Annotated in this window: 23 protein-coding genes; all 23 read right to left on the bottom strand. The window is 50.4% G+C overall.

Features of this window, described 5'->3' with window-relative positions; all coding sequences use genetic code 11:
* Nucleotides 1-3: 3 nt before the first annotated feature.
* The 23 genes from argB to NSU18_RS22340 all read right to left on the bottom strand — a co-directional run bounded on the left by argB (nt 4) and on the right by NSU18_RS22340 (nt 23,258).
* Entirely contained in the window at nt 4-828 is an 825-nt protein-coding gene (argB, locus tag NSU18_RS22450; protein ID WP_341150087.1) for an acetylglutamate kinase, read from the bottom strand.
* Between the two features lie 44 nt (nt 829-872).
* Nucleotides 873-2,105, bottom strand: coding sequence for a bifunctional ornithine acetyltransferase/N-acetylglutamate synthase (argJ, locus tag NSU18_RS22445; protein WP_341150086.1), 1,233 nt, complete (start codon nt 2,103-2,105; stop codon nt 873-875).
* Nucleotides 2,106-2,127: 22 nt separating this feature from the next.
* The gene (argC, locus tag NSU18_RS22440; RefSeq protein ID WP_445321820.1) at nt 2,128-3,183 is read right to left on the bottom strand and encodes an N-acetyl-gamma-glutamyl-phosphate reductase; all 1,056 of its coding nucleotides are present in this window, start codon (nt 3,181-3,183) and stop codon (nt 2,128-2,130) included.
* A 162-nt stretch (nt 3,184-3,345) separates the two neighbouring features.
* Nucleotides 3,346-4,230, bottom strand: coding sequence for a YitT family protein (locus NSU18_RS22435; RefSeq protein ID WP_341016226.1), 885 nt, complete (start codon nt 4,228-4,230; stop codon nt 3,346-3,348).
* 73 nt (nt 4,231-4,303) lie between these two features.
* A protein-coding gene (prfB, locus tag NSU18_RS22430) for a peptide chain release factor 2 (protein WP_445321869.1) occupies nt 4,304-5,417 on the bottom strand; the annotation gives its coding sequence in 2 pieces (ribosomal slippage) (nt 4,304-5,344 and nt 5,346-5,417; 1,113 coding nt in all).
* A gap of 502 nt (nt 5,418-5,919) precedes the next feature.
* Nucleotides 5,920-8,424, bottom strand: coding sequence for a preprotein translocase subunit SecA (secA, locus tag NSU18_RS22425; protein WP_341016225.1), 2,505 nt, complete (start codon nt 8,422-8,424; stop codon nt 5,920-5,922).
* A gap of 308 nt (nt 8,425-8,732) precedes the next feature.
* A complete protein-coding gene (hpf, locus tag NSU18_RS22420; RefSeq protein WP_341016223.1) occupies nt 8,733-9,290 on the bottom strand; it encodes a ribosome hibernation-promoting factor, HPF/YfiA family in 558 nt (185 codons plus the stop codon).
* Between the two features lie 235 nt (nt 9,291-9,525).
* Nucleotides 9,526-10,977: an S-layer homology domain-containing protein gene (locus tag NSU18_RS22415; RefSeq protein WP_341150085.1), complete on the bottom strand. Its 1,452-nt coding sequence runs from the start codon at nt 10,975-10,977 to the stop codon at nt 9,526-9,528.
* Nucleotides 10,978-11,393: 416 nt separating this feature from the next.
* Entirely contained in the window at nt 11,394-11,591 is a 198-nt protein-coding gene (locus NSU18_RS22410; protein WP_019915069.1) for a cold shock domain-containing protein, read from the bottom strand.
* A 241-nt stretch (nt 11,592-11,832) separates the two neighbouring features.
* Nucleotides 11,833-12,168, bottom strand: a complete 336-nt coding sequence (locus NSU18_RS22405) for a flagellar protein FliT (protein WP_341150084.1) — start codon at nt 12,166-12,168, stop codon at nt 11,833-11,835.
* Nucleotides 12,161-12,553 (bottom strand): flagellar export chaperone FliS, encoded by a 393-nt coding sequence (gene fliS, locus NSU18_RS22400; protein ID WP_341150083.1) that lies wholly within the window; start codon nt 12,551-12,553, stop codon nt 12,161-12,163. Before fliS ends, NSU18_RS22405 begins: the two co-directional genes overlap by 8 nt.
* Before the next feature lie 28 nt (nt 12,554-12,581).
* Nucleotides 12,582-14,447 carry a flagellar filament capping protein FliD gene (gene fliD, locus NSU18_RS22395; RefSeq protein ID WP_341150082.1) on the bottom strand — a complete coding sequence of 622 codons (1,866 nt, stop codon included), beginning with the start codon at nt 14,445-14,447 and terminating at the stop codon, nt 12,582-12,584.
* Between the two features lie 17 nt (nt 14,448-14,464).
* Nucleotides 14,465-14,857: a flagellar protein FlaG gene (locus NSU18_RS22390; protein ID WP_341150081.1), complete on the bottom strand. Its 393-nt coding sequence runs from the start codon at nt 14,855-14,857 to the stop codon at nt 14,465-14,467.
* A 141-nt stretch (nt 14,858-14,998) separates the two neighbouring features.
* Nucleotides 14,999-16,744 carry a flagellin N-terminal helical domain-containing protein gene (locus NSU18_RS22385; protein ID WP_341016211.1) on the bottom strand — a complete coding sequence of 582 codons (1,746 nt, stop codon included), beginning with the start codon at nt 16,742-16,744 and terminating at the stop codon, nt 14,999-15,001.
* Nucleotides 16,745-16,987: 243 nt separating this feature from the next.
* Nucleotides 16,988-17,224 (bottom strand): carbon storage regulator CsrA, encoded by a 237-nt coding sequence (csrA, locus tag NSU18_RS22380; protein ID WP_341016210.1) that lies wholly within the window; start codon nt 17,222-17,224, stop codon nt 16,988-16,990.
* 1 nt (nt 17,225) lies between these two features.
* A complete protein-coding gene (locus NSU18_RS22375; RefSeq protein ID WP_341016208.1) occupies nt 17,226-17,681 on the bottom strand; it encodes a flagellar assembly protein FliW in 456 nt (151 codons plus the stop codon).
* Between the two features lie 75 nt (nt 17,682-17,756).
* Entirely contained in the window at nt 17,757-18,320 is a 564-nt protein-coding gene (locus tag NSU18_RS22370; RefSeq protein WP_341150080.1) for a DUF6470 family protein, read from the bottom strand.
* 18 nt (nt 18,321-18,338) lie between these two features.
* Complete coding sequence (flgL, locus tag NSU18_RS22365; protein ID WP_341150079.1) at nt 18,339-19,256, bottom strand: flagellar hook-associated protein FlgL; 918 nt, start codon at nt 19,254-19,256, stop codon at nt 18,339-18,341.
* 12 nt (nt 19,257-19,268) lie between these two features.
* A complete protein-coding gene (gene flgK, locus NSU18_RS22360) occupies nt 19,269-20,864 on the bottom strand; it encodes a flagellar hook-associated protein FlgK (RefSeq protein ID WP_341150078.1) in 1,596 nt (531 codons plus the stop codon).
* Nucleotides 20,865-20,921: 57 nt separating this feature from the next.
* Nucleotides 20,922-21,422, bottom strand: coding sequence for a flagellar protein FlgN (locus NSU18_RS22355; RefSeq protein WP_036694669.1), 501 nt, complete (start codon nt 21,420-21,422; stop codon nt 20,922-20,924).
* A gap of 12 nt (nt 21,423-21,434) precedes the next feature.
* The gene (gene flgM / locus NSU18_RS22350; protein WP_036694667.1) at nt 21,435-21,722 is read right to left on the bottom strand and encodes a flagellar biosynthesis anti-sigma factor FlgM; all 288 of its coding nucleotides are present in this window, start codon (nt 21,720-21,722) and stop codon (nt 21,435-21,437) included.
* A gap of 105 nt (nt 21,723-21,827) precedes the next feature.
* Nucleotides 21,828-22,235, bottom strand: coding sequence for a TIGR03826 family flagellar region protein (locus tag NSU18_RS22345; protein WP_036694666.1), 408 nt, complete (start codon nt 22,233-22,235; stop codon nt 21,828-21,830).
* 141 nt (nt 22,236-22,376) lie between these two features.
* The gene (locus tag NSU18_RS22340) at nt 22,377-23,258 is read right to left on the bottom strand and encodes a ComF family protein (protein WP_341150077.1); all 882 of its coding nucleotides are present in this window, start codon (nt 23,256-23,258) and stop codon (nt 22,377-22,379) included.
* Nucleotides 23,259-23,351: the final 93 nt, after the last annotated feature.

Raw genomic sequence — 23,351 nt, 5'->3', positions numbered from 1 at the left:
CTGTTATCTTACAATCCGCGTGCCCAGCGCTTCGCCCTTCAGCACCCGGCTGAGGACACGCGGCTCTTTGCCGTCTACAATAATAACCTCTGACACCTGACCCTGGATGCAGTCCATGGCGGCACGTACCTTGGGAATCATTCCGCCGTAGATTTCACCACTCTCAATCAGCGCTTCGATCTGCGCCACCGTTACGGATGGAAGCACGACCTTCTCTCCGTCCACCGTCCGCATAATGCCCGGCACATCCGTAACCACGATCATACTCGGTGACCCTATATAAGAAGCCACAGCTCCGGCAGCAGTATCCGCATTGATGTTGTACCGCTGGCCACCGCCATCTACGCCTACAGGTGCAATAACCGGAATATAGCCCATCGCGAGGATACCCGTCACAATCTCCGCTCGAACACCGGTCACTTCACCCACCAGACCCACTTCATCGTGATTGGCCACCGGGTGCGCGAGGATCAGGTTGCCGTCAACGCCTGACAACCCGAGTGCCTGCCCCCCGCTGGCCTGAATTCGGCGGACAATCGCCTTGTTGATGCTGCCGGACAGAGTCATCTCCACCACATCCAGCACCTCTTCCGTCGTTACCCGCAGGCCGTTCACGAAGCGGCTCTCGATACCGAGCTTCTCCAGATTGCCGGAGATCGCCGGACCGCCGCCATGCACGATTACAGGCTGAATCCCGCTGGCCTGAAGCTCCCGCAGATCCTCGAAGAACGAATCCGGCAGCGCCGCCAGCGTACTCCCCCCGCATTTCATTACGAACAGCCCGGCAGTCCCCGCCTGCGCTTGAGGCTCTATCGGTTCTACTGTCATCTCCCTGCCCCCTCTGTACAAGCTTCTACACGCCGCTGCACAGATTACGTGCGGTAAGCCGCGTTAATCCGCACATAATCATAAGTCAGGTCACAGCCCCAGGCTGTAGCCTGCCCGCTGCCGTCCGACAAGGTTACCGTGATTAGCACGGTATCGCTTTTTTGCAGATATTGCAGCGCCTGCTCCTCATCAAAAGCCACCGGACGCGATCCGCGCAGCACCTCGATCTCACCCAGCTTAATATCTACCCGCTCCGGCGATACCGGAACGCCCGCGCGCCCTACGGCCGCGATAATCCGCCCCCAGTTGGCATCCGCGCCGAAGATCGCCGACTTCACCAGGCTTGAGCCGACCACGGTCTTGGCAATCGCCGCCGCAGCCTCATCATGCACCGCCCCGCTCACCTGCACCTCAATCAGCTTCGTGGCCCCTTCGCCGTCACGGGCAATCGCCATCGCCAGACTCTGGCACACATGGGTGAACGCCGCCGCAAAAGCTTCCCAGTCCGCATGCAGTCGCGTCAGCTTCTCATTGCCGGCAAGTCCGCTGGCCATCGTGACCAGCATATCGTTCGTACTGGTATCCCCATCAACTGTAATCATATTAAAAGTAGAATTAGTAGCTGTACGCAGCAAGCTGAGCAAATCCTCGCCGTCAATGAGCACATCGGTGGTCATGAAGCCCAGCATCGTCGCCATGTTCGGGTGAATCATCCCGGAACCCTTCGCCGCTCCGGCAATAATAACCTCTGTACCGCCTACCGTTACTTTGACGCAGCTTTCTTTTTTGACCAAATCGGTGGTTAGAATCGCCTGGCTGAATTCCTCCGCACCGACAGCGCCACCGTCCATCTTCTCCGGCAGTCCGGCAATCCCGCTGCGCACACAATCCATCTTCAGCAGCTCCCCGATCACACCCGTGGAAGCGACAGCGACATCCTGCTCCTTCACGCCCAAATAACGGGCAGCCGCCGCACGCATCTCATAGGCATCCGCCTCGCCCTGGTCCCCTGTGCAGGCATTGGCATTGCCGCTGTTCACGATAACCGCCTGCAGCGTCCCGTCCGCCAGACTCTCCCGCGTAACCTTCAGCGGAGCCGCCTGAAACACATTGGTCGTATACACTGCAGCCGCCGTAGCCGGCACCTCACAGAGAATCGCGGCAAGGTCATTGCGCTCTGTTTTTTTGAGTCCGCAGTGCAGGCCGCCGGAGGTGAAGCCCTTAGGTGCAGTAATGCTTCCGCCTTCTACGACGGTATATAGTGGTTGCTCACTCATGATATTGTTTGACCGCTTGCGCTTATGGATACACTGGTGTGTAACCAAGCCCGCGGGTTTCCTCCCATCCCATCATCAAATTGAGGTTCTGAATCGCTTGCCCTGCGGCGCCCTTGACGATATTGTCGATCACCGACACAATGGTAACCCGTCCGGTACGCGCGTCTGTGGCGAAGCCGATGTCACAGTAATTCGACCCGCTGACTTCCTTCGTCGCCGGAACCACTCCGGGCTCACGTACCCGCACATACGGCCTGCCTGCATAATAGTTACGGTATAATTCCACCAGCTCCTGCTCGCTGTGTTCGCCATTCAGTCCGGCATACATCGTGCTCATAATCCCCCGGGTCATCGGCACCAGATGCGTAGTGAACGTTACCGTGACCTTCTCCCCCGCGATATCGGTCAGCACCTGCTCGATTTCCGGGATATGCTGATGCTTGTTGATTTTGTAGGCTTTGAAGTTCTCATTAATCTCGGCAAAATGCACCATCAGGCTCGTTCCCCTCCCTGCCCCGGACACCCCGGATTTCGCATCAATAATGATGCTGTCCGGCTTAATCCAGCCTGCCGCAAGCGCCGGAATCAGCCCCAGCAGCGTAGCTGTCGGGTAGCATCCCGGATTCGAGATGAAGTCCACTCCCGCCGCACGTTCTCCATACACCTCGCATAAACCATATACCGCCTGCTTAAGATAAACTTCCGGAGGAGCCGGGTGCTTATACCACTGCTCATACTCCGCGCCATCCTTCAGCCGGAAATCCCCGGACAGATCGACGACCTTGAGTCCTGCCGCAAGCAGCCCGGGCACCAGCTTCGCGCTCACTCCCGAAGGGGTAGCGGTGAATACAACATCTGCCCGGCTTGCAATCTCTGCTGCGTCAACACCATCCAGCTTGCGCTGTACAACTCCCGTTAAATGCGGAAAACCCTCCTCAATCGGCGCACCCGCACTCGAAGAGGAAATCACTGAAGTAATCTCTATATCAGGGTGTCCCTGCAGCAGCCTGATCAGCTCCACGCCCCCATAACCTGTTGATCCGACAATTGCCGCTCTCAGCTTGCCTGTCACTGTCATCCCCGCTTCCCGTTTCTCATTTCTATCATTATCGCCTGACTTGAACCGTTCTGCAAATATGTATTATTATACGACCGAATTAATATAAATACAACATGTTACGTTAAGTTTATTCAGAGGGTTCCAGCCCAAAAGAAAAAGCGCAGTGCCCCCTATGGGAGCCTACGCTTCTCTTTTAAACCCTTCGCCCAGCACTTCGTGAGCCTCTGTAATAATCACAAAAGCACCCGGGTCCACCGAGCGGACAATCGCCTTCAGCCTGGTAATTTCATTCTGGCCTACCACGGCCATCAGCACCGTCCGGTTGTCACCGGTATAGCCGCCTTGCGCATTCAGCTTGGTCAGCCCGCGGTCCAGATCATTCAGAATCGCCTGCGAGATGTCCTCGGTCTGATCCGAGATGATATAAGCCACCTTCGTGGTGCTGAAGCCCACCTCCAGCGCGTTGATCACCCGGCCGGTGACGAACAGCCCGATCAGTGCATACATCGCCTGCTCCATCCCCAGCACAAATGCCGCCAAGGTAATCACCGTACCATCCAGCAGCACGACAGACAGCGAGAAGCTGAAGCCGGTAAGCTTTTGAATAATTTGAGCCGCAATGGTCAGTCCGCCTGTAGAGCCGCGCCCCCGGAAGACGAGTCCCAAGCCGAGACCCACACCAATTCCCCCATAGATAGAGGCCAGAAGCGGATTCGTGGTCGGCACCGGCCCATCCTTCGTCAGAAAAATAAACAGCGGCAGCACAAAGCTGCCCAGCAGCGAGCGGATGCCGTACTGTTTGCCGAGGAAAATCACGCCGAGAATGAAGAGCGGAATATTCAGCGCCCACTGGGTAAAAGCAGGCTCCGCCCCAAACCAGGCCTCAGCCAGCACAGACAGTCCAGATACACCGCCTGAGGCAATCTGATTAGGCAGGAAGAACAGGTTGAACGCCAGCCCTGTGATCAGCGAGCCGATTAGAATTAGCGCAATATCCACCGTATGACGCAGCGGCCCGTTCAGGGGGATAAGCGGAGGTTTGTTGCGTGAATTGATTTTTTGCATCGTTATGGCCTGCTCCTTTATGTTCAGAAAAAAATCCCTACACCTCCGAAGACGCGTAGGAATGTGATTACCTTTATTCAGCTTCCGTCTTAATCTGGCTCCGCAGATATCCGTCAATGAATCCGTCCAGATCGCCGTCCATTACCGCTCCAACGTTGCCTGTCTCTACAGAGGTGCGGTGATCCTTCACCATGCTGTAAGGATGGAATACGTAGGAACGAATCTGGCTGCCCCAAGCAATCTCGGATTGTTCTCCGCGGATCTCATCCAGCTGTGCCTGCTGCTCCTGAATTTTGCGCTCATAGAGCTTGGAACGCAGCATCTTCATCGCCTGCTCCCGGTTCTTGATCTGTGAACGCTCATTCTGACAGGTGACCACCACGCCGGTTGGCATATGCGTAATCCGCACCGCTGAATCGGTTGTATTGATGTGCTGACCGCCCGCGCCACTGGCCCGGTACGTATCAATCTTCAGATCTTCTGTACGGATATCCACCTCAACATCGTCTGCAATCTCCGGCACCACATCGCAGGATACGAAGGAGGTATGCCGTCTGCCTGAGGAGTCAAAAGGCGAAATCCGCACCAGCCGGTGCACGCCCTTCTCTGCCTTAAGGTACCCATATACATTGTGGCCCTTAATTAACAAAGTTACACTCTTAATTCCTGCCTCATCGCCCGGCAGATAATCCAGCACGTCTACCTTGAAGCCCCGCTTCTCCGCCCAGCGTGTGTACATGCGCAGCAGCATCTGGCCCCAGTCCTGAGACTCCGTACCGCCTGCTCCCGGATGCAGCTCCAGAATGGCATTCAGCTTATCGTAAGGCTGATTAAGCAGCAGCTGCAGCTCGAAGTCATCCACTCTGGCGCTTATGCTGCGGATCGTTCCGGCTGTCTCTTCGGCCAGTTCGTCGTCGCCTTCCTCATCGGCCAGCTCCGCCATCATGGCAGCATCGTCATAATCCTGCTGGAGCTTCTCGAATTGGTCAACCACCGACTTCACGGCATTCATCTCGCCAATCACGCTCTGCGCCTGCTCGGAATCATCCCAAAACCCGGGAGCCGCCATCTTCTCTTCGAAGTTCGCTATCATCTCCAGCTTCAGGTCTAAGTCAAAGTGACCCCCTAAGGTTGGTTAATTTCTTGCCCATTTCACGCAGGTCCTGCTTCACATTAGGATCGATCACTTGGATCACATCACCTTTCAAATTAAAATATTGCGCCGGGACTGCCGGTTTGGGCTCACCGGCATGGACGGACCTCTATGCTGCTGTCGCATTGCTTCAGCTGCCCCATGGCCAGGTGTACGCCGTAACTGCGGGGAATGTTTGGACTTCCGGCCGCTGTTAGGATTGAATTTCCTCATTTAAACTGCTCATCGCAGTAGAAATTCAATCCTAAAGGCGGACGCTACCGCTCCTACAGTTCCAAACTTCCCCTCCGTTACTTCCACCTCAGCCATTAAACATCTGGAAGCTCCCGCCCTGACGCACAGCTATGCGTCCCATACCACTTTAAGCCCAAAAAAGCAGCCGGGCCGCAAACGGGGGAGTTCCCCGGGCCCAGCCGCTTTTTATTGTCATTATAACCTAAGTGCCCGCGAACAAAACCGGAAATGCGGTGTGGTGAAAGGTATTCGCAGCTTCGTGCCTGCTCATTATTTCACCGTGTACACAGAACCGTCCTATCTTACGCCTGTCCGTGGCAGTTCTTATATTTCTTGCCGCTGCCGCATGGGCAAGGATCGTTACGGCCGACAGTGGATTCCACATGCACCGGACGCTTCTCAGCAGGCTCTGCATTGGTGGAGATCTTGTCTTCCTCCACTACCGATTGCCGCTCCTGATTCGTCTCGATGTGCGCCTTCATAATATAGGTCGCTACTTCCTCCTGAATGTTCGCTGTCATAGCGTTGAACATCTCGAAGCCCTCGAATTGATATTCGCGCAGCGGATCGGTACCGCCGTAAGCACGGAGGTGAATCCCTTGACGAAGCTGATCCATAGCATCGATGTGATCCATCCATTTGCTGTCTACGGAGCGAAGCACAATAACCTTCTCGAATTCACGTACCAGCTCGGAGCCAAGACGCTCTTCGCGGGCAGCATATTTCTCAAGCACACGGGCGAAGATGAATTCGATGATTTCTTCCACTTCTTTGCCCCACAGATCATCGCGGGTCAGCTCATTCTCTTCGAGAAGCTTGCTGTTCACATAATCCGCAACCTCCTGCAGCTCCCAGTTCTCAGGAATATCGTCACTGCAGTGGGCATTCACAACACGGTCGATAACCGGCTTGATCATTTCCACTACGATGTCTTTGATATTGTCCGACTCCAGAATTTCGCGGCGCTGCTTGTAAATAATCTCACGCTGCTGGTTCATAACGTCATCGTATTGCAATACGACTTTGCGGATGTCGAAGTTATTGCCTTCTACCCGCTTCTGGGCAGATTCAACAGCCTTGGTAATCATACGGCTCTCAATCGGCTGATCTTCCTCGAATCCAAGACGGTCCATCATGTTCAGCACGTTGTCCGCACCGAAGCGCTTCATCAGCTCATCCCCAAGGGACAGATAGAACTGTGTGGAGCCCGGGTCGCCCTGACGTCCGGCACGGCCGCGAAGCTGGTTATCAATCCGGCGTGATTCATGGCGCTCTGTACCAATAATATGCAGACCGCCCACATCGGTTACCCCTTCGCCCAGTACGATATCCGTACCGCGTCCAGCCATGTTCGTGGCAATCGTTACTGTTCCCGGCTGACCGGCATAAGAAATGATTTCGGCTTCGGCCGCATGGTGCTTCGCATTCAGCACCTGGTGTCTGACACCCTTGCGCTTCAGCATCTCTGATACACGTTCTGAGTTCTCAATCGATACCGTACCTACCAGCACCGGCTGATTCTTCTTGTGGCGTTCCACAATTTCAGCAACGACGGCGTTGAACTTGCCGTTCTCGCTTTTGTAGACCACATCAGGCATGTCGATCCGTTGATTCGGCTTATTCGTAGGAACCTGAAGAACCTCAAGACCATAGATCTTCTTGAACTCCTCTTCCTCCGTCTTCGCCGTACCCGTCATGCCGCCCAGCTTGCGGTACATCCGGAAGTAGTTCTGGAAGGTGATCGTAGCCAGCGTCATGCTCTCATTCTGTACTTCAATCTCTTCCTTGGCTTCAATCGCCTGGTGCAGCCCGTCGCTGTAACGGCGGCCCTGCATCAGACGCCCAGTGAACTCATCGACGATCATAACCTCATCTTCATTCACCACATAATCGACATCCCGGCGCATAATAGCGTTCGCCTTCAAGGCCTGTACAATATGATGGTTCAAGGTAACATGGCTATGGTCATACAGATTCTCTATCCCAAAAGCACGCTCAGCCGTAGCCACGCCCTTCTCGGTAAGCGCTACAGACTTCACCTTAATATCTACGGTGTAATCCTCTTCGGCAGTCAGCTTCTTCACGAAGCGGTCTGCTGCATAATACAGCTCTGTCGATTTCTCAGCCTGGCCGGAGATGATCAGAGGAGTACGCGCTTCATCAATAAGGATGGAATCGACTTCGTCAATAATACAGAAGTAGAGCGGGCGCTGTACCATCTGTTCCTTATAGAGCACCATGTTGTCGCGCAGATAGTCGAACCCGAATTCATTATTCGTTCCGTACGTAATATCGCAGGCATATGCCGCTTGTTTATCATTATGGTCCATGCCGTTCAGGTTGACCCCAACGCTCATGCCCAGAAAGTTATAGATTTGTCCCATTTGCCCACTGTCGCGCTGAGCCAGATAATCATTTACGGTGACGACATGCACGCCTTTACCCAGCAGCGCATTCAAATACACCGGCAGCGTTCCAACCAGTGTCTTGCCTTCCCCGGTCTTCATCTCGGAGATCCGGCCTTCATGCAGCGCCATACCCCCAACCAGCTGAACGTCAAAATGCCGCATGCCCAGCGTCCGTTTGGAAGCTTCGCGTACGGTAGCAAAGGCCTCGGGAAGAATCTCTTCCAGGGTCTCACCTTTCTCAATACGGGCGCGGAATTCCGCTGTCTTCGCCTGCAGCTCTTCATCCGTAAGCGATACGAAATCCGGCTCCAGACCATTAATTACTTCGACCGTCTTCATGAGACGTTTGACATCCCGTTCATTAGTGTCGCCAAAAATTTTCTTAACAAGTCCTAGCATGGTTAACCCCTTTCATGCAACACAGATGGTGGAACCGAGCCCATCCTCATAGATTGAAAGGGCCATATATGATTTCGATTCCGCTGCTTCATAAATTGTAACAGTTTGTAAGAGAAGCCGCAATACAAGCCGCCCTAACCTTATTCTGTATAATCCCCTTACAAGAGGCCAGATGATGGCATTTTAATGAAACTTCTATATATACGCACAAGAGCCCTATTCGCTTCAGGCGAATAGGGACTCGTCTAATTGTCCACGTTAGGCTGAACCGAAGCCCTTGCTTATTCCAACAATTCCCGGTCCGCGGGTTAGTTCTGTTCGATCAGACCGTACTTGCCGTCATCGCGTTTGTATACTACGCTAACTTCGGAAGTCTCAATGTTGGAGAACACGAAGAACGTATGTCCAATCATGTTCATTTGCAGAATCGCTTCTTCCACATCCATAGGCTTCAAGGTGAAGCGTTTGTTCCGCACAACCTCAAGATCATCATAATCCGGTTCCTGCTCTTCAACAGCTACGGCGCTGGCCGAACCTTCAACGAACAAGGTCTTCAGGCTGCCTTCCTGGCGGAACTTGCGATTAAGCTTAGTCTTGTGCTTGCGGATCTGACGTTCCAGCTTGTCCACTACGGCATCGATGGATGCATACATATCATCGCTGCGGTCTTCCGCACGAAGCGTCACACCAGCTAGAGGAATTGTCACTTCCACCGTATGAAGGCCGCGAACGACGCCAAGCGTCACATATCCTTCAGAGGTAGGGGGTGCTTCGAAATACTTCTCAAGTCTGCTGAGCTTCTTATCAACATAGTCTCTCAAAGCGTCGGTCACTTCAATTTGTTGACCTCGAATGCTGAATTTCATAAGGCACTCCTCCTTTGTTTACTTTTCCATTATAGCAAATTGTCAGGGCTAAGTAAAAAACAAATCATGACAGACTTTACATTCATCTAACAATCGATGTAACAGACCTGTCTTAACAACAAACGGCCCGGCTCGAGCATAAAGCCGCCCTCGCCGGACCGAATACTGATGCTGTATTATTTCACTCTAAAGCCTGAATTATGAACGTTTAAATGATTGCTTTCATCAAGCTTACTTACTTAGTGTGAATCCGCAGAAGCTCTACAGGTGACAAGGTGCCATTAGCGTCTGTGATAATGAAGACTTTATACGCTGTATCGGCAGTAAGTCCAGTCAGGTTAATACTTTGTTTCACTACTGGATTACCTGTAAGAGTTCCAGTCCAAGGTGCTGTTAATGTAACACCTGCACTGTTCTTAGCTTGGGAAATCTGCAATGCGGTTGGATTAGCCTCTGTTGCTTTAACCACCACATATTTCAGAGGGGTTACCGGTGTACCCGCCTGCCCGTAAGCAGCGTATACATCTGCAGACACTGATGTTACGTTGGTGATCCCAACTTGAGAAACTGACCAGTTGCTGCCTGCTGCTGTTTTCAATTGAAGCGGCGTTACGCCGGACCAGTTCCCAGAAGCGTCAGTCAGGGCAACGTATACGGTATAATCCATACCTGCAGTCAGACCATATACAGAGAAAGCGACAGTAGTATTACCGGTTGCAGCAATTTTGCCGGAATGAACGCCAGCTGTTGTAGCATTAATCAGTCCGTCTTTCACTTGTGCTGCGTTTGGCGGAGTTACGTTCACGCTGTAAGGAGCAACTACATAATACACGGCTCCTGTAACAGAAGGCGTAACATATACATCAGCAGTAACAGAACCTACATGACCGTAAGTCACGTTGCTTACAGTTGGCGCGGTCACGCTACCGCCTCCGCCACCACCGCCGCCTCCGCCAGTACCGCCACCACTACCGCCGCCAGGAGCTGGAGTAGCTGTTGGGCTGGTGCTTGGCACAGGTGTTGCTGAAGGAGCTGGGGTCGCTGTTGGTGTTGGGGTAGGTAATACTCCGCCCGTAGCCGGCTTATGCACTACCGAGTTGCTTATAATTCCAACCGCTTCGGCACGGGTAAGAGATTTCTTCGGACCGAAGGTGCCGTCAGGATAACCGTTGATGATCTTCTTCTCTGCCGCTGAGGCTACTGCTACCTTGGCCCAAGCTGCGATCTGAGCATTGTCCTTGAACTTAAGCGGAGTAGAGCTTGTACTCAGCTTAAGCAGCTTGGCAGCAATAACTGCTGCTTCCTGCCGGGTGAGCGGGTTGTTGGCCCGGAAGGTATTATTCTCATATCCGCCGATGTATCCGGCCTTCACAGCCTTGGCTACTTCGCTGTAGACCCAGTTTGATTTCTTCACATCGGTGAAGCTAAGGGTAGCCGATTCGGTGAACCCGAACAGACGATTAATCAGTGCCACATATTCACCACGGGTAATTGCCTTATTCGGCTTAACCGTTCCGTCAGGATAACCGCCCAGGTATCCTTTATCCAGCCAGCTCTGCAGCTGTTTCTGCGCCCAGTGTCCTTGAATATCCTTGGGGACCGGCGCTGCCGATACACTTCCCAAAGAACCGAGCAGCATTGAAATACCGAGTACTCCGGCCGTAAGGCCACGCCACATTTTCTTCATTCGTTTGTTCATCCTCCTGTGAGTTTGATGGGCATAGGCTTCACTGCATGACTTCTTACCAAAGCTCTTTCGGAAGCATACGCCTAAGCAATAATGAGAGTGCAAACTAGGCAAAAAAAAAAGCCCAACGGTTCCCATTACCCATAATTTGGAGGATGAAAACATTTTTCCGCGACTAATTTTTACAAAGTGTCCAATTTCGGACTCTTTTCGCCTCGAAATATAGGATATTTATAAGGAATTTGTAAAATGCCCTACGGCTTCTCAAAGCCCCCGACATCATACACACCCTTTCCCCAACAGGATTTCTGAAGATACAATAAAAAAGACCCCAGGGATATGCCCCAGGGTCTAACGCTAGCGTTGTCTCAATTGCTAACCATCTACCATATATGTAGGTCGGCTGCGCCGGATGATTATAATTTGATGACGTTAGCTGCTTGTGGTCCGCGTGCGCCTTCAACGATATCGAACTCTACGGATTGGCCTTCATCCAAAGTCTTGAAACCGTCAGTTTGAATCGCGGAGAAGTGTACGAATACGTCGCCACCATCGGCAGTTTCGATGAAACCATAACCTTTTTCTGCGTTAAACCATTTAACTTTACCTTCCATTGACTAAACATTCCCTTCGTCATCAGATGAACGTGAGTCTTGCTCACAATTCGACTATACCACCGCAGCTTCTCTATTGTCAATTGGAATAGTAAATGATTACTTTCAATATTTTACCAGACAGCAATCGACATCAGAAATGGATATCATTCGGTAATATAAGTTACAAAAAAAGGAGCAGACGCTTGTAAATACCCGTCCACTCCCCTATTGAAACAGGAGAAAATCTATTATTCTATCTTTATTTTTTGCGGTCCATCAGGAAGCTGTCCGGTGTGTAGGCCGTCTCGTAGGCGTTGCGTTGGATTTTGGCTTGACCCCGCTTCTGGAGGAAGTCTTGGGCTTCTTGGCGAAGGGCGTTCATCTGGTCCAGCAATTCATTATCATGTGACAAAATCCGATGAATTTCCTGCTTTTGCGCAGGAGTTGCCGGACAAATTTCGACCTCTTGTGTGATGGAATCGACAAGCTTCTGCCGCTCCTCCACGAAGTCTTCAAGCTCCTCATAGGTCGCGTCCTGGAGACCATTCATCATCTCTCCAGTCAGCAGATCCAAGTCACGGATAAGCTCATCCATTCGCAATCTCAGTCTGGCTAGCCGCCAGCTTAGAGGCCTGAAGCCAAGTCTCTCTGAGGTCGGTAAGGTAGCCGATGGCTTCTTCGGCCTTCTCCGGGTTCTTCTGGATATTGGCCTGAATTAGCAGGTAGTTCGTGTATTCGTAAAGGGAGTACAGTCCCTTTGAGACTTCAATAGAGTGATCCAGTGTACTCATCAACTCACTGACGATGGTCTGCGCCTTTCCAAAGTTCAAATTGGACTTCTCCAAATCCTGCTTGTTCAACCCGTCCACCGCAGTCTTCACGAAGCGAATGGCCCCATCATACAGCATAATCACGAGTTGCGCAGGCGTTGAAGTCTGGACAGAAGACTGGCGGTATTTATCATAAGGAGATTTAATCAAATTGGTCACCCTCTATTGTGAAATGTTCTTATTTGCCGGTGGAGAAAAGGCTGTTGGACTGGGATTGCAGTTTGTTCATGGCGGTTTCCATGGCGGTAAATTGTTTGTAGTAACGGGTCTCTGTGTTATTTAACATCGTGGTCATGAGAGTGAGCCGCGAGTTGTATAACTTCATTTTCTTACCCATCACACTTTCTTCTTTGAACGTACTGGTAAGATCCATGGAGAATCTGTTCGTGCCTGCCCGATCCGATAGTTTCTCGATGGCCGCTGTGATTTTGTCAGCCATTTTGTCGAAAATCCCGTCTTTGGGGGCACTGGCCGGACCTTGCAGCAGATCCATAGCGAGCTGCGGATTGGCATTAATCGCCGTATTCAGCTTCTCCTCATTAATCTCAAGCTTGCCGTTCGACATATAATTCCCGGTCGTAATGCCTAAGGTACTTAACGGCCCTAGTTTATCACTAATAATACTGCGCATTTCAGACAACACGGACTTGATAATATCATCATTCTTGAGCAGTCCGCTCTGTGCCTTCTCGGTCCAGGTTTTGATGTCAGCCTCTTTCATCTCAGCCTTCTGCTCATCCGTCAGCGGCCTGAAATCACGATATTTCGCTTCGTCAATCTTGGAATTCAAGGATAGAATCAGACTGTTATAATCTTCAACGAAGCTCTTGATGGACTCTACTGCTTTGCTAGAATCGGTCTGCGTCTTGATGATGACAGGCTCATCCGCTTTGGTAACCTCCAGCAACGTGAGCTGGACGCCGTTAATGGTGAACGTATTATTGGTTACATTATCAATATCCACATTATTAATCTTGACTTCACCATTCTCGCCTGTGATGGTCTGTTTAATAGAGTTACTGTCTGCCGGATTGGATTTCATCCCGTTAAAGAGCTTCGTGAATCCGTAAGAATTGCCTCCAAGGTTGACAGGACCATCTGATTTCCCGGTCAGCTTCAAAGTGCCGTCTGAGGTAAATTCTGCACTTACCTTGGCATCAGGGTCATTTTTGATGGTATCCACAATTTTATCAATAGTATCAGAACCCTTAAACGTAAACGCTTTGCCGTTGATACTAAATGTAATATCTTTCACTTCATCGTCGGTCAGGACAGAGCCATTAAGCTGGTTCGTAAGTTGTGTCAATGTAGTAGAGCCAGTAGCGCCTGTAAGCTTATTCGTCTCTGCAACCTTCTTTGTAGAGAACAACCCTAGAACTGTATTGCTACTGGCAGGGGTCCCCATCGTTACCGTACCATCTTTGCCGCCCGTCTTGGAGGCAATAGTCAGCTTCCCGGTGATTTCATCATAGCTGGCGATCGCATTAGCCTTCGCTGAAGCATTAATCGTTGCGACCAGCGTCGAGATCGAGGTCATGCCGTTGAACAGGGATTTCCCATCCTTATCCTTGAAGGTCTCGCCGTTGATGCTAATGTCAAAGCCCTTCTTCAGGTACGCTTCCATATCTAGGCCTGACATACTTCCCAGGTCAACACCATCTAATGCAGCCAAGGAGGTCGTAGCCGGTATGCCTTGTCCTAATCCCGTCGTCTCATAGGTAGTTCTTGTTGCAAGCTTCGTGACACTAACTTTCATCTCCTGGCCAGTTGCCGTTGATGTCGCTTCTGCCTTAATGGCGGTCGTATTGCCGCTCAGCACAGCCTTCTGGGCATTAAGCGCTGCGTCTCTACCATATTTGGTAACTAGTTTATTGGTCCGGAAGTCATACAGCTTGCTGTTCATCTCCCGGTAGCTCTCACGCGTCCATTGCAGGATTTGCTTGTCCTGATTAAGCTTGTCCAGCGGTACCCGCTTGGCAGCCATCATACTCTTAACCATACTATCGATATCCATACCTGAGAATCCATTGACCCGAGTAACCAAAACAGCACCTCCCTCTATTAAATCTTCTCGTCTATAAGAATACCAGCAAGCTCCATCATATTCGCCACTAGATCCAAAGTCTTCTCCCGGGGAACTTCACGTATTAACTCACCGGTATCTTTGTTAAGAACCTTCACCATAATATCATGTGTCTTCTCGTGGATGCTGATCTCCAGCGTGGTCTGGGGGCCCTGCAATGATTTCACTGCCCGTTCTATGGTGCGGATTAACTGTTCCTCACCTACTGACACACTCGCTCCCTGTTTCTCCTTCAGGCTCATATCCTTAACATCCCGGATGCCCGATGCTTGATCTACAGGCGCTGCTGAAATACTACTGGATGGTACTGCCTCTGGCTTACCCTGTCCACTTGCTGTCGTACTAGCAGTTAGCGAAAACTGTACATTCATTAACCCCGACCTCCACCAACACTCATTTTATACTTTATATATCGGTTAGTTTGAGGGATAATTTAGGATTTTGTTGTAGTCAAGCAAAAATAAAAAAAGCCCCGGGGGATTCCCCGGAGCCTAAGGTGAAGCAAGTACAAATTAACGAAGCAATTGCAGAACGCCTTGTGGCTGCTGGTTAGCCTGAGCCAACATAGCTTGTGCAGCCTGTGCAAGGATATTGTTCTTCGTTTGTTGCATCATTTCTTTCGCCATATCAACGTCACGGATACGGGATTCAGCTGCAGTCAGGTTCTCGGAAGCTGTTCCCAAGTTGTTGATGGTGTGTTCCAGACGGTTCTGAGTCGCACCCAATTTAGAGCGTTCGCTGGATACAGTTGCAGTAGCTTTATCCAGAATTGCGATAGCAGCAGCTGCGCCTTCTTTAGTAGCAATGTTCAGAGCAGCTTCGCCCTTCACATCGTTAGTTCCGTCAGTTACTGTGTTAGCAGCTGTGAAGCCAGCATCGCCGGCTTTACCAGTGATACCCAGAGCTTTGGAACGCATGTCGTTGATCGACAGGCTCATGGATTGACCAGTGTTAGCACCGATTTGGAAGGAAGTTTCGAATGCCTTTTGAACGCCGCCATCCGAGAAAGCAATCTTTTCACCAGCATCACCTGCTGTAGATGCAGTTATCACAAGGTTGTTAGCATTCGCAGTAATTGTAACACCTTCAATTTTTTGACCCACAGTATCAGCAATGGCCTTAACCAATGCATCCGCTTTGTTTGTATTTGTTGCTTCTGCTAGAGCGGTATCGATAGCAACTCCTATCGCATTTCCAGTATACGCACCTTTACTCGAATCATAAAACTCGATCTGTTTGTCATTTACTGTAAATCCAGTACCAACAAGCTTTTGTAATTGAGTATTCATATTAGCAGCAGTTCCAGTTAGGATAGTATCAAAATCAATAGATTTTGTCGCTGCTACTGCTGCATTAGTTGTACCTAATACTGCTGCAGGTGGTGTGATAACAAAAGCACCAGTTTCTGTGGTAATACCTAAGTTTCCAGCTGCCCCTTCAAACGTTCCACCTTTAACAGCTGTAAGAGTAACGTTTGTACCAGTTCCTGAAACAGTATACTGACCTTTAAGGGTATCATTTGCATCAATCATTTTTTGCAATGCATCACGAATTGCACCACTCTCGTTTGCTGCAGTATTATTAGCGCCAGTAGCAGAGAGGTTAACTGCTGCAGATGTTCCAGTTACAGAAGATACCGCGAAATCTGCTTTTGTTGTATCATTGGCAGCTGCAGTAATAGTCAAATCAACACCTTGAACTTTAAAAGTAATTGAATCACCAGCTGTTGTAGCACCTGTTGTGATTGCTGTTGTAGAAGTTGCTTCAACTGTAGTTCTTTCGGAGCCATTGAGTAATGTTCCAGCAGTAATTCCACCTGTACCTGTAAGGTTCGATTTTCCATCACCCTGCAGCAATTTCTGAGTATTGAACTCAGTTGTATTACCGATACGGTTGATTTCGGAAGTCAGAGCGTTCATTTCATCTTGCAGCGCTTGACGGTCGGAATCAGTGTTGGTTCCGTTCGCGGATTGGTTGGCGATTTCGCGTTGACGTTGCAGGATGGAGTGAGTTTCGTTCAGAGCACCTTCAGCTGTCTGAATCAAGGAGATACCGTCTTGAGCATTACGGGAAGCCTGATCCAAACCGCGGATTTGACCGCGCATTTTTTCGGAGATTGCCAGACCGGCAGCATCGTCACCGGCACGGTTGATGCGAAGACCGGAAGACAGCTTCTCAATATTTTTGTTCGTGTTGGCAGTGTTAATGGACAATTGGCGGTGAGTATTCAACGCCGGTACGTTGTGGTTAATAATCATTTGATATTTCCTCCCTGAAATTGAGTTAGTTCCACATCCTTGTGGTAAGCACTGAACCATTAAGGTCGGCCGCCCTGCCGGCTCAATGCCTAATACATATATCGACGGCTTGCCCCTAACTGTTTAGATCTTTTTTTCTTTTTTTATTATTTTTTTAATTCTTTACTATGATCACAAAAAAACCCGAGCCACTTAAGCAGACTCAGGTTCATAAATCATCTTTTATACTCTTAAAAACTACACTTAAGAATTCGATCCTCGAAGACGGTGTATCAAGGCGTTCAAGTCTGAAGTTTGTGGCGCTACGGACTCACGGTTCGATTCCTGTATCGATAGGTAGACTTCTTTGCGGAAGATATCCACATGTTTCGGTGCGGAGATCCCTACTTTTACGGTGTCGCCGTCTACGCTCAGAATCGTCAGTTCAATCTGATCCTGGATGACGATGGTCTCCCCTTTTTTGCGGGACAGTACGAGCATGTTAACCCCCATCCTTTCCATCAGCCACTAACTGCTCTTGCAGCAGACTGTGCTTCGTATGATATGAGGTGCGGTGTATTACAATCTGCTTTCCGGTCAATCCATTGGGATTGAAAATAATGGGTGCTAACAAATTAATGGTTGAGGCTTCTACTTGTTCCTTCAGCGTAACAATACAGCGGACAAGCACATCCGACTCAATACCCAGTTCTTCTGCTTCATCATCCGGAAGTTCAAATTCATAAGAAGGATAGAATGTAAAAGGATCAGCAAGCAAAAACGAATGACCTCGCTCCTTAACGGATTGTAAGACCCAAAACGGAGACTCTTCCAGAGCCACAAGCGCAAAGTCTGCTTCTTCATCAAACCCTGGAATTCCTTTGGCGAAGTGGAACACCTGATCCTCCCTAACTTCAAGTGTACCCATAGATAGCGTTTCTATAATCAAGTTATTCACTCCTTATCAATCTGACTGTTGTTAGATAACAGAAAAGCTATAGAAGTGCCCAGAGCACATCCATAGCTTATTACATTACATTTGCACATTCAATTCCGGCGGAATAAACTGCACGGAAGCATATTGCTGCATATAAATATCAAGCTTGCCGCGTGTATATTCCGTCTCCGGGCGGTGTCTTTCCACCTGAATATCCACTGTCGCGGGTCTGAAATTAATCTCCGGCGCTCTTGCTTCGTAACGTAAGTCCACATTATCATATGACGCCGGGCCACAAGGCTCGGGAAAGGAATTCGGCTCGGTATCTGTTCCGTAAATCTCAGCAATGCTGTTACCGGGCTTGAAAAACTCAGCCATGCGCGTGCCTTGCTCCACTCTACGGGCAATGGCCTGAAGATACAACTGCTGAATTCCCGAGTAGATTCTACGGTTCATATCCAGCACACTGCCACCATTATAAGCGGCGCGTGCCCTGGTCTGGTCAATAATAAGCTCTGGAGGCGTGGATTGAACGCTTAGCTCACCGGGTGTTGTCGTGATGCTGACGTCTGCCTTCGGTTGAGTGATAGAGAATGACCCAAGATCCGCATCAATACCGATCCGCGCAGGTGTCTGTCGAATTTGCAAAATAGACTGCATCAACAAAAACCACCTCCGTTATCGGATAAAGTCTACAAGCGTTGTAGAGATAATCTTTGCTCCTACAGACAGCGAGGCATTATAAATATTCTCTTGGATCTTGGACTGCATGATCAGTCCTTCATAATCAGCATCCTCTGTCTTAGCCTGAAGATCCGTTAAGTTAATGTTCAGATCGCTTAAGCGGTCCTGCATCAGCTCCACGCGGTTAGTCTTGGCTCCGACCTCAGAACGTGCGGATAGAATCGTCTCGGTGCGGGTATCAATTTTATCAAGCTGGCTGGAAATACCTGTGATGTTCCCGGCCTTCAAAGCAGATGAAAGATTATTAATTAATGAGAAAATATTATCTGATTCACCAGTGTTACCAAATACCGAATTTCCGGTTAAATTGATCGGCATTTGAACCCCTTCGCCGACAATGTACTGAATTTGTCCGGCGTCCGTTGTAACCTCCTGTGAGGTGTCATAGGTGCCATCGGCTCCCTTGGCAAAATCATAAGGCTTGGTAGTATACTGCTCACCATTGAAAATGTATTTTCCGTTCAGCTTACTGTTCGCTATATCTACCAGCTGTTCTTTGAGCTGCATCACTTCTTCATTAATACTGTCCAGAGCAGATTGCGGATTACTGCCGGTAGAGGCTTGTACAGTCAGATCACGCAACCGTTGAATTACATCCCCAGCCTGGCCCAAAACCGTATCGTTATAATCCAGCCAGGACAGTGCGCTGTCCACGTTCTTCGTGTACTGCTCGTTGGAAGACAGCTCGGCGCGGTAGCGCAGCGAATAGGTGATGCCTACCGGGTCGTCGGAGGGCTTGTTGATTTTGCGGCCGCTGGCCAGCTGGAGCTGGGTCTCGTTCATGGTACGCGCATTGCGGTTCAAGTTAAGCAGCAGCTGTGAGCTCATCATATTGGAGGTGACTCTGATCATGGTATGGCCTCCTTATCTTCCGACTGTGCCGGTAGAATTAATCAATTTATCAAGCAGTTCATCATAGGTGGTCATGAAACGTGCAGCAGCACTGTAAGCGTGCTGGAACACCAGCATATTGGACATTTCCTCATCCAGCGACACACCGCTTACGGATTGGCGTCGGGAATTGACTTGCTCCACCAGATAATCGGCGTTACTCGCCTGGCGTGTGGCTTCTTGAGACTGGATACCCAATTGTCCAACCATGGAGCTGAGATATGATCCAACCGTACCGGTCTTGGTGCCGTCCGCTGTAGCAAACGTATTGTTATCCTTCATGTTGCTGAACAGCAGCGCCAGGGTGTTATTTCCTTTTACTACGGATATATTGCCTGAGGTGTCTGTAGTAGTACGCAAGGAAGTAGCAAACAGCGTGGGATCAGCAGCGATTTCCGGATTCAGCTTGAGATTTGCAGCAGTGATCGCTTCTCCGGCTACCGCTGAGGTGAAGAACGGCCGGCCCGAAGTCCCATTTAATGCGTACCCCAGCTGATGGAGTCCATTCAGACCTTTGACTGTTGTTCTTAGATCACCCGGCAACGGGTTAGGTACCGCGCTTCCTGCTGTTAGTGTTGTTTTGGTGCCATCCGCATTAATAATCTCTGAATCCTTGAGCACAGTGGTTCCTGCTGGCAGGTTAGAGCCTGCCGGTATGGTCACCTGCACTTCACCATTGGCAATGGTATTGGCCATCGCGTCGAGCTGCTTCCTGTAATCTGCTACATAGGTGTTTTTGGAGAAAAGCATCCCATAAGCTTCACCGGCCTTCAAATCCCCGGAGGCGAAGGCGGTATTAAGAAACGTACTGTCTACGGCCGCAGTTACGGTTGCTCCTTGAACCAAGGGCTGTGTACCCAGTGAGATGTTATATCCGGCATCTGTATCCAGAATGGTGATATTGGCAATCTTGGACAGCTTGTCCGTCAACAGATCGCGCTGGTCGCGCAGATCATTGGCTTTGTCGCCCATGCCTTCTATCTTGGAGATGGATTGATTGAGGTCAGCGATAGAGCTTAGGTAGCTCTGGATCTCTTTGCCTTTGACATCAATATTGGTGCTTAGATCGCGGTCCAGATTGCTGAGCTGTGTACTCATATAGTTCATGGCATCCGTGAGGGCCTGGGCTGTCTGCACGACGATCTTGCGGGCTGTGGGATCTTCCGGGTTCTTACTGAGGTCCGACCAGGATTTCCAGAAGTTATCCAGCACGATACGGACACCGGTATCTGAAGGCTCATTCACAATCGCTTCCAGCTTATCTAAGGTATCCGACTGAATGCTCCAGTTCCCGCTTGCCGAGTTCTCTCCACGGAACTGATCGTCCAGGAACATCTCGCGAATCCGCTCGATGGAAGTGAATTCAACCCCGGTCCCCAGCTGCCCTGGCATCGTCGAGTTATTCATGCCATAGGCTTCAATCGGGATGGCTGCCTTCATATTTACACGCTGGCGGGTATATCCCTCTGTGTTGGCGTTGGCAATGTTGTGGCCGGTGGTATTGAGCGCCGCTGTCTGGGTAAACAGGCTTCGTCTTGCGGTCTCGATGGAGTGGAATGTAGATGTCATACTGCGTGTTCCTCCCTTGTGATTGCTGCGGTGGGCGCAGCTCAGCGGATAACCTGATTATCCACGGGCATCAAAAAGACCCGGCCGAGTTACACTGCTGCCCTTGTCGGACGGATGATGGTACGTCATTTCCTGATTTGGTCTTCCGACAAGCAAATCTAGGGAATAATCTATAAAGGTAAGCGACTGCTCAATCAGCTTCTGATTCAGCTCATTGGCCTTTTTTAATTGCTGCAATGTGCCGGAAAGCTTCTGCTGAATATGCAGCAGGCGTGATTTGTCTTCGGGATCAAATACAAGGCGGGACAGCTCGGTAAGATTCAGATTCAGATTGGAACGGATTCCAACCCCCTGCAAAAACTCGAAGGCCGCTTCTGCGCGCCGTTCTTCCAGCTGTCCGATCACCTTCATCAGCTTGGACTCACGGTTCAGGATATCAATAAGACCCTCCACCTTGTTGTCCATAATGGTCTGTTTCTTGACTGCGGCCAGATCCAGCATCTGCACATGCGCCTCGTCCAGCCGCTCAAGCAATTCTAATAATGTTGTAAGTGCCATGGGTGTGTTCACCTAATTCTCGGAGGATTGCTTAAAGTAGGGGGCGAGTGTCTCGGCGAGCTTGGCTGCGTCAACCTGGTAGGTACCTGCGGATACTTGCTGTTTCAGGCTCTCGATCTTGTTCGCACGTTCAGTGTCAATCTTCCCGCTCTTCTGTGCCTGAAGCAGCTTGATGGCTTCGTCCGAAATCGATACCTCATCCTTGCGTGTACTTTTCTTCATCTGTTCCTGCCTTTGCGATTCCGCACTTCGTTGGTATGGATTAATCGCATTGATTCGTCCGGCATCGTTAATTTTCATAACTTCACCTTCCTTCTGTAATAAAAAAGCCGATAATCTTTACTAAGTTTATCGGCCCCTGTTGAAACATTCTTTATAGCTGCAAGCGTTTTTTTGCAGAATTGTTTAGTTGCGGAACTTGTCCACTGCGCGGTAAGCGCCATCTGGAGCCTTCTTGGAAGCGCTCGAGTCTGCACTTTCCTTGGCTGCATTCGCAAGATCTTTGGTCAGACGGCTGCGGCAGCTGTCGCACATATGCCCGTCCCGGATCAGGGTTCCGCATACCTCGCAAGGATACATCATATTAGGTGCATTGGCGATGGAAATCCGGCCCTCCCGGATAAAACGCGTAATTTCCTTGATGGAAATATCGGTGGCATCGGACAGCTCCTGTATGTTGGTGCCTCTATTTTTACGCAAATATTCTACACAGATTTCATATTCATGCTCTAACTCTTTGATGCAGGGCTGGCACAGGTTCATCAGGTTCTTGACATATAACCGGCCGCATCTCGGACAATTGTCTACATTCATTTCTACCGCGGCTCCCTTCTATCATTCTGCACAACTCATGAATCGCTTATGCTACTAAGATTACATGATCGCCGAAGATCCGTCTATGTTTAGTATCGGTCAGGGAAGCGGTTTTATTGAATTCCGGAGCGGCGGCAGCTGCTAGGAACGGGCCCAGGTCAGAGAGTATATCTCGGCAGTGCAATCCAGGCTGCGGCAGAGCTGCTGAAGCGCCCCGGCGCAGGCACGAATCGTACTCCCCGTAGTGTAGATATCATCGACAATGATGATTCGTAAGGGACGCTGTTCAAGCTGATGCGTCATACGGGAATGCAGGTATTCCTTCAGAATTTGCAGAACCACCGGATCTGTATTTCCGGCAAAAGCATGCTTCATATCGGCCAGCCGCTCCTTTCTGCTTTTGAAGCTCTGCTTGGCGGTGTGATGGGTGCGGACCAGCAGCGGAAGCTGGGGTACTCCTCTTTGCAGGGATACCACTTCAGCCAGCCGCTCCGCCTGATTGAAGCCCCGCTCAGACAGACGGACAGCGCTCACAGGTACAGGGACCAGCAAGTCGGCCTGCCACAGGTTAGAACGCATACGAAGCTTTGAATGCAATATCGGGAATGGTTTGCTAAAAAGGTTGCTCTGTGACGCTCCGTTCAGTTGTTGTCCACTCTGTTCGTGTTGCAAAAGCGCGTATGCCCTGTCCAGCATCAGACCGAGTACGGGCGCGAGCCGCTCATTCCCCCGGTATTTATACTGGCCTAGTATTTCGCGCATATCACTGGTGTACGCTACTGTGCTCCGGTTGCATACGATTGGTATGGGTCCATTGCTGCGGCTGCAATCGGGACAACCCACATGCCTTCCGCAGATCTGGCACCGGGGAACGCGAATCCATGGAATGCCGCTCTGGCAGTGTACGCAGATACCGGGCCATTCGTGAGAAGGACGGCCTCTGCGGCCGCAAAACAGACATTCCGTCTGCGAAGGTGCGATTAGGGAGCGGGCTTGCTTCATCCATGATGTCAGCTGACGCATTGTAATCCTCCTAATAAAATAGATTGTGCAGAGTTTAAAAGTACAGAGTGTATAGAACTCAAATTGTGGGAGCTGGGCTTTCACAGCTATTTC

Source organism: Paenibacillus sp. FSL H8-0048 (assembly GCF_038002825.1).
Lineage (GTDB): Bacteria > Bacillota > Bacilli > Paenibacillales > Paenibacillaceae > Paenibacillus_AQ.
Note: the sequence above shows the minus strand (reverse complement) of the source record. Positions and strands in the feature narration are given on the sequence as shown.

Coding starts and splice junctions, on each gene's coding strand:
- argB (WP_341150087.1), bottom strand. CDS start 828: ATGACAGTAGAACCGATAGAGCCTCAAGCGCAGGCGGGGACTGCCGGG.
- argJ (WP_341150086.1), bottom strand. CDS start 2,105: ATGAGTGAGCAACCACTATATACCGTCGTAGAAGGCGGAAGCATTACT.
- argC (WP_445321820.1), bottom strand. CDS start 3,183: ATGACAGTGACAGGCAAGCTGAGAGCGGCAATTGTCGGATCAACAGGT.
- NSU18_RS22435 (WP_341016226.1), bottom strand. CDS start 4,230: ATGCAAAAAATCAATTCACGCAACAAACCTCCGCTTATCCCCCTGAAC.
- secA (WP_341016225.1), bottom strand. CDS start 8,424: ATGCTAGGACTTGTTAAGAAAATTTTTGGCGACACTAATGAACGGGAT.
- hpf (WP_341016223.1), bottom strand. CDS start 9,290: ATGAAATTCAGCATTCGAGGTCAACAAATTGAAGTGACCGACGCTTTG.
- NSU18_RS22415 (WP_341150085.1), bottom strand. CDS start 10,977: ATGAAGAAAATGTGGCGTGGCCTTACGGCCGGAGTACTCGGTATTTCA.
- NSU18_RS22410 (WP_019915069.1), bottom strand. CDS start 11,591: ATGGAAGGTAAAGTTAAATGGTTTAACGCAGAAAAAGGTTATGGTTTC.
- NSU18_RS22405 (WP_341150084.1), bottom strand. CDS start 12,168: ATGGATGAGCTTATCCGTGACTTGGATCTGCTGACTGGAGAGATGATG.
- NSU18_RS22390 (WP_341150081.1), bottom strand. CDS start 14,857: ATGAATGTACAGTTTTCGCTAACTGCTAGTACGACAGCAAGTGGACAG.
- NSU18_RS22385 (WP_341016211.1), bottom strand. CDS start 16,744: ATGATTATTAACCACAACGTACCGGCGTTGAATACTCACCGCCAATTG.
- csrA (WP_341016210.1), bottom strand. CDS start 17,224: ATGCTCGTACTGTCCCGCAAAAAAGGGGAGACCATCGTCATCCAGGAT.
- NSU18_RS22370 (WP_341150080.1), bottom strand. CDS start 18,320: ATGCAGTCTATTTTGCAAATTCGACAGACACCTGCGCGGATCGGTATT.
- flgL (WP_341150079.1), bottom strand. CDS start 19,256: ATGATCAGAGTCACCTCCAATATGATGAGCTCACAGCTGCTGCTTAAC.
- flgK (WP_341150078.1), bottom strand. CDS start 20,864: ATGACATCTACATTCCACTCCATCGAGACCGCAAGACGAAGCCTGTTT.
- NSU18_RS22355 (WP_036694669.1), bottom strand. CDS start 21,422: ATGGCACTTACAACATTATTAGAATTGCTTGAGCGGCTGGACGAGGCG.
- flgM (WP_036694667.1), bottom strand. CDS start 21,722: ATGAAAATTAACGATGCCGGACGAATCAATGCGATTAATCCATACCAA.
- NSU18_RS22345 (WP_036694666.1), bottom strand. CDS start 22,235: ATGAATGTAGACAATTGTCCGAGATGCGGCCGGTTATATGTCAAGAAC.
- NSU18_RS22340 (WP_341150077.1), bottom strand. CDS start 23,258: ATGCGTCAGCTGACATCATGGATGAAGCAAGCCCGCTCCCTAATCGCA.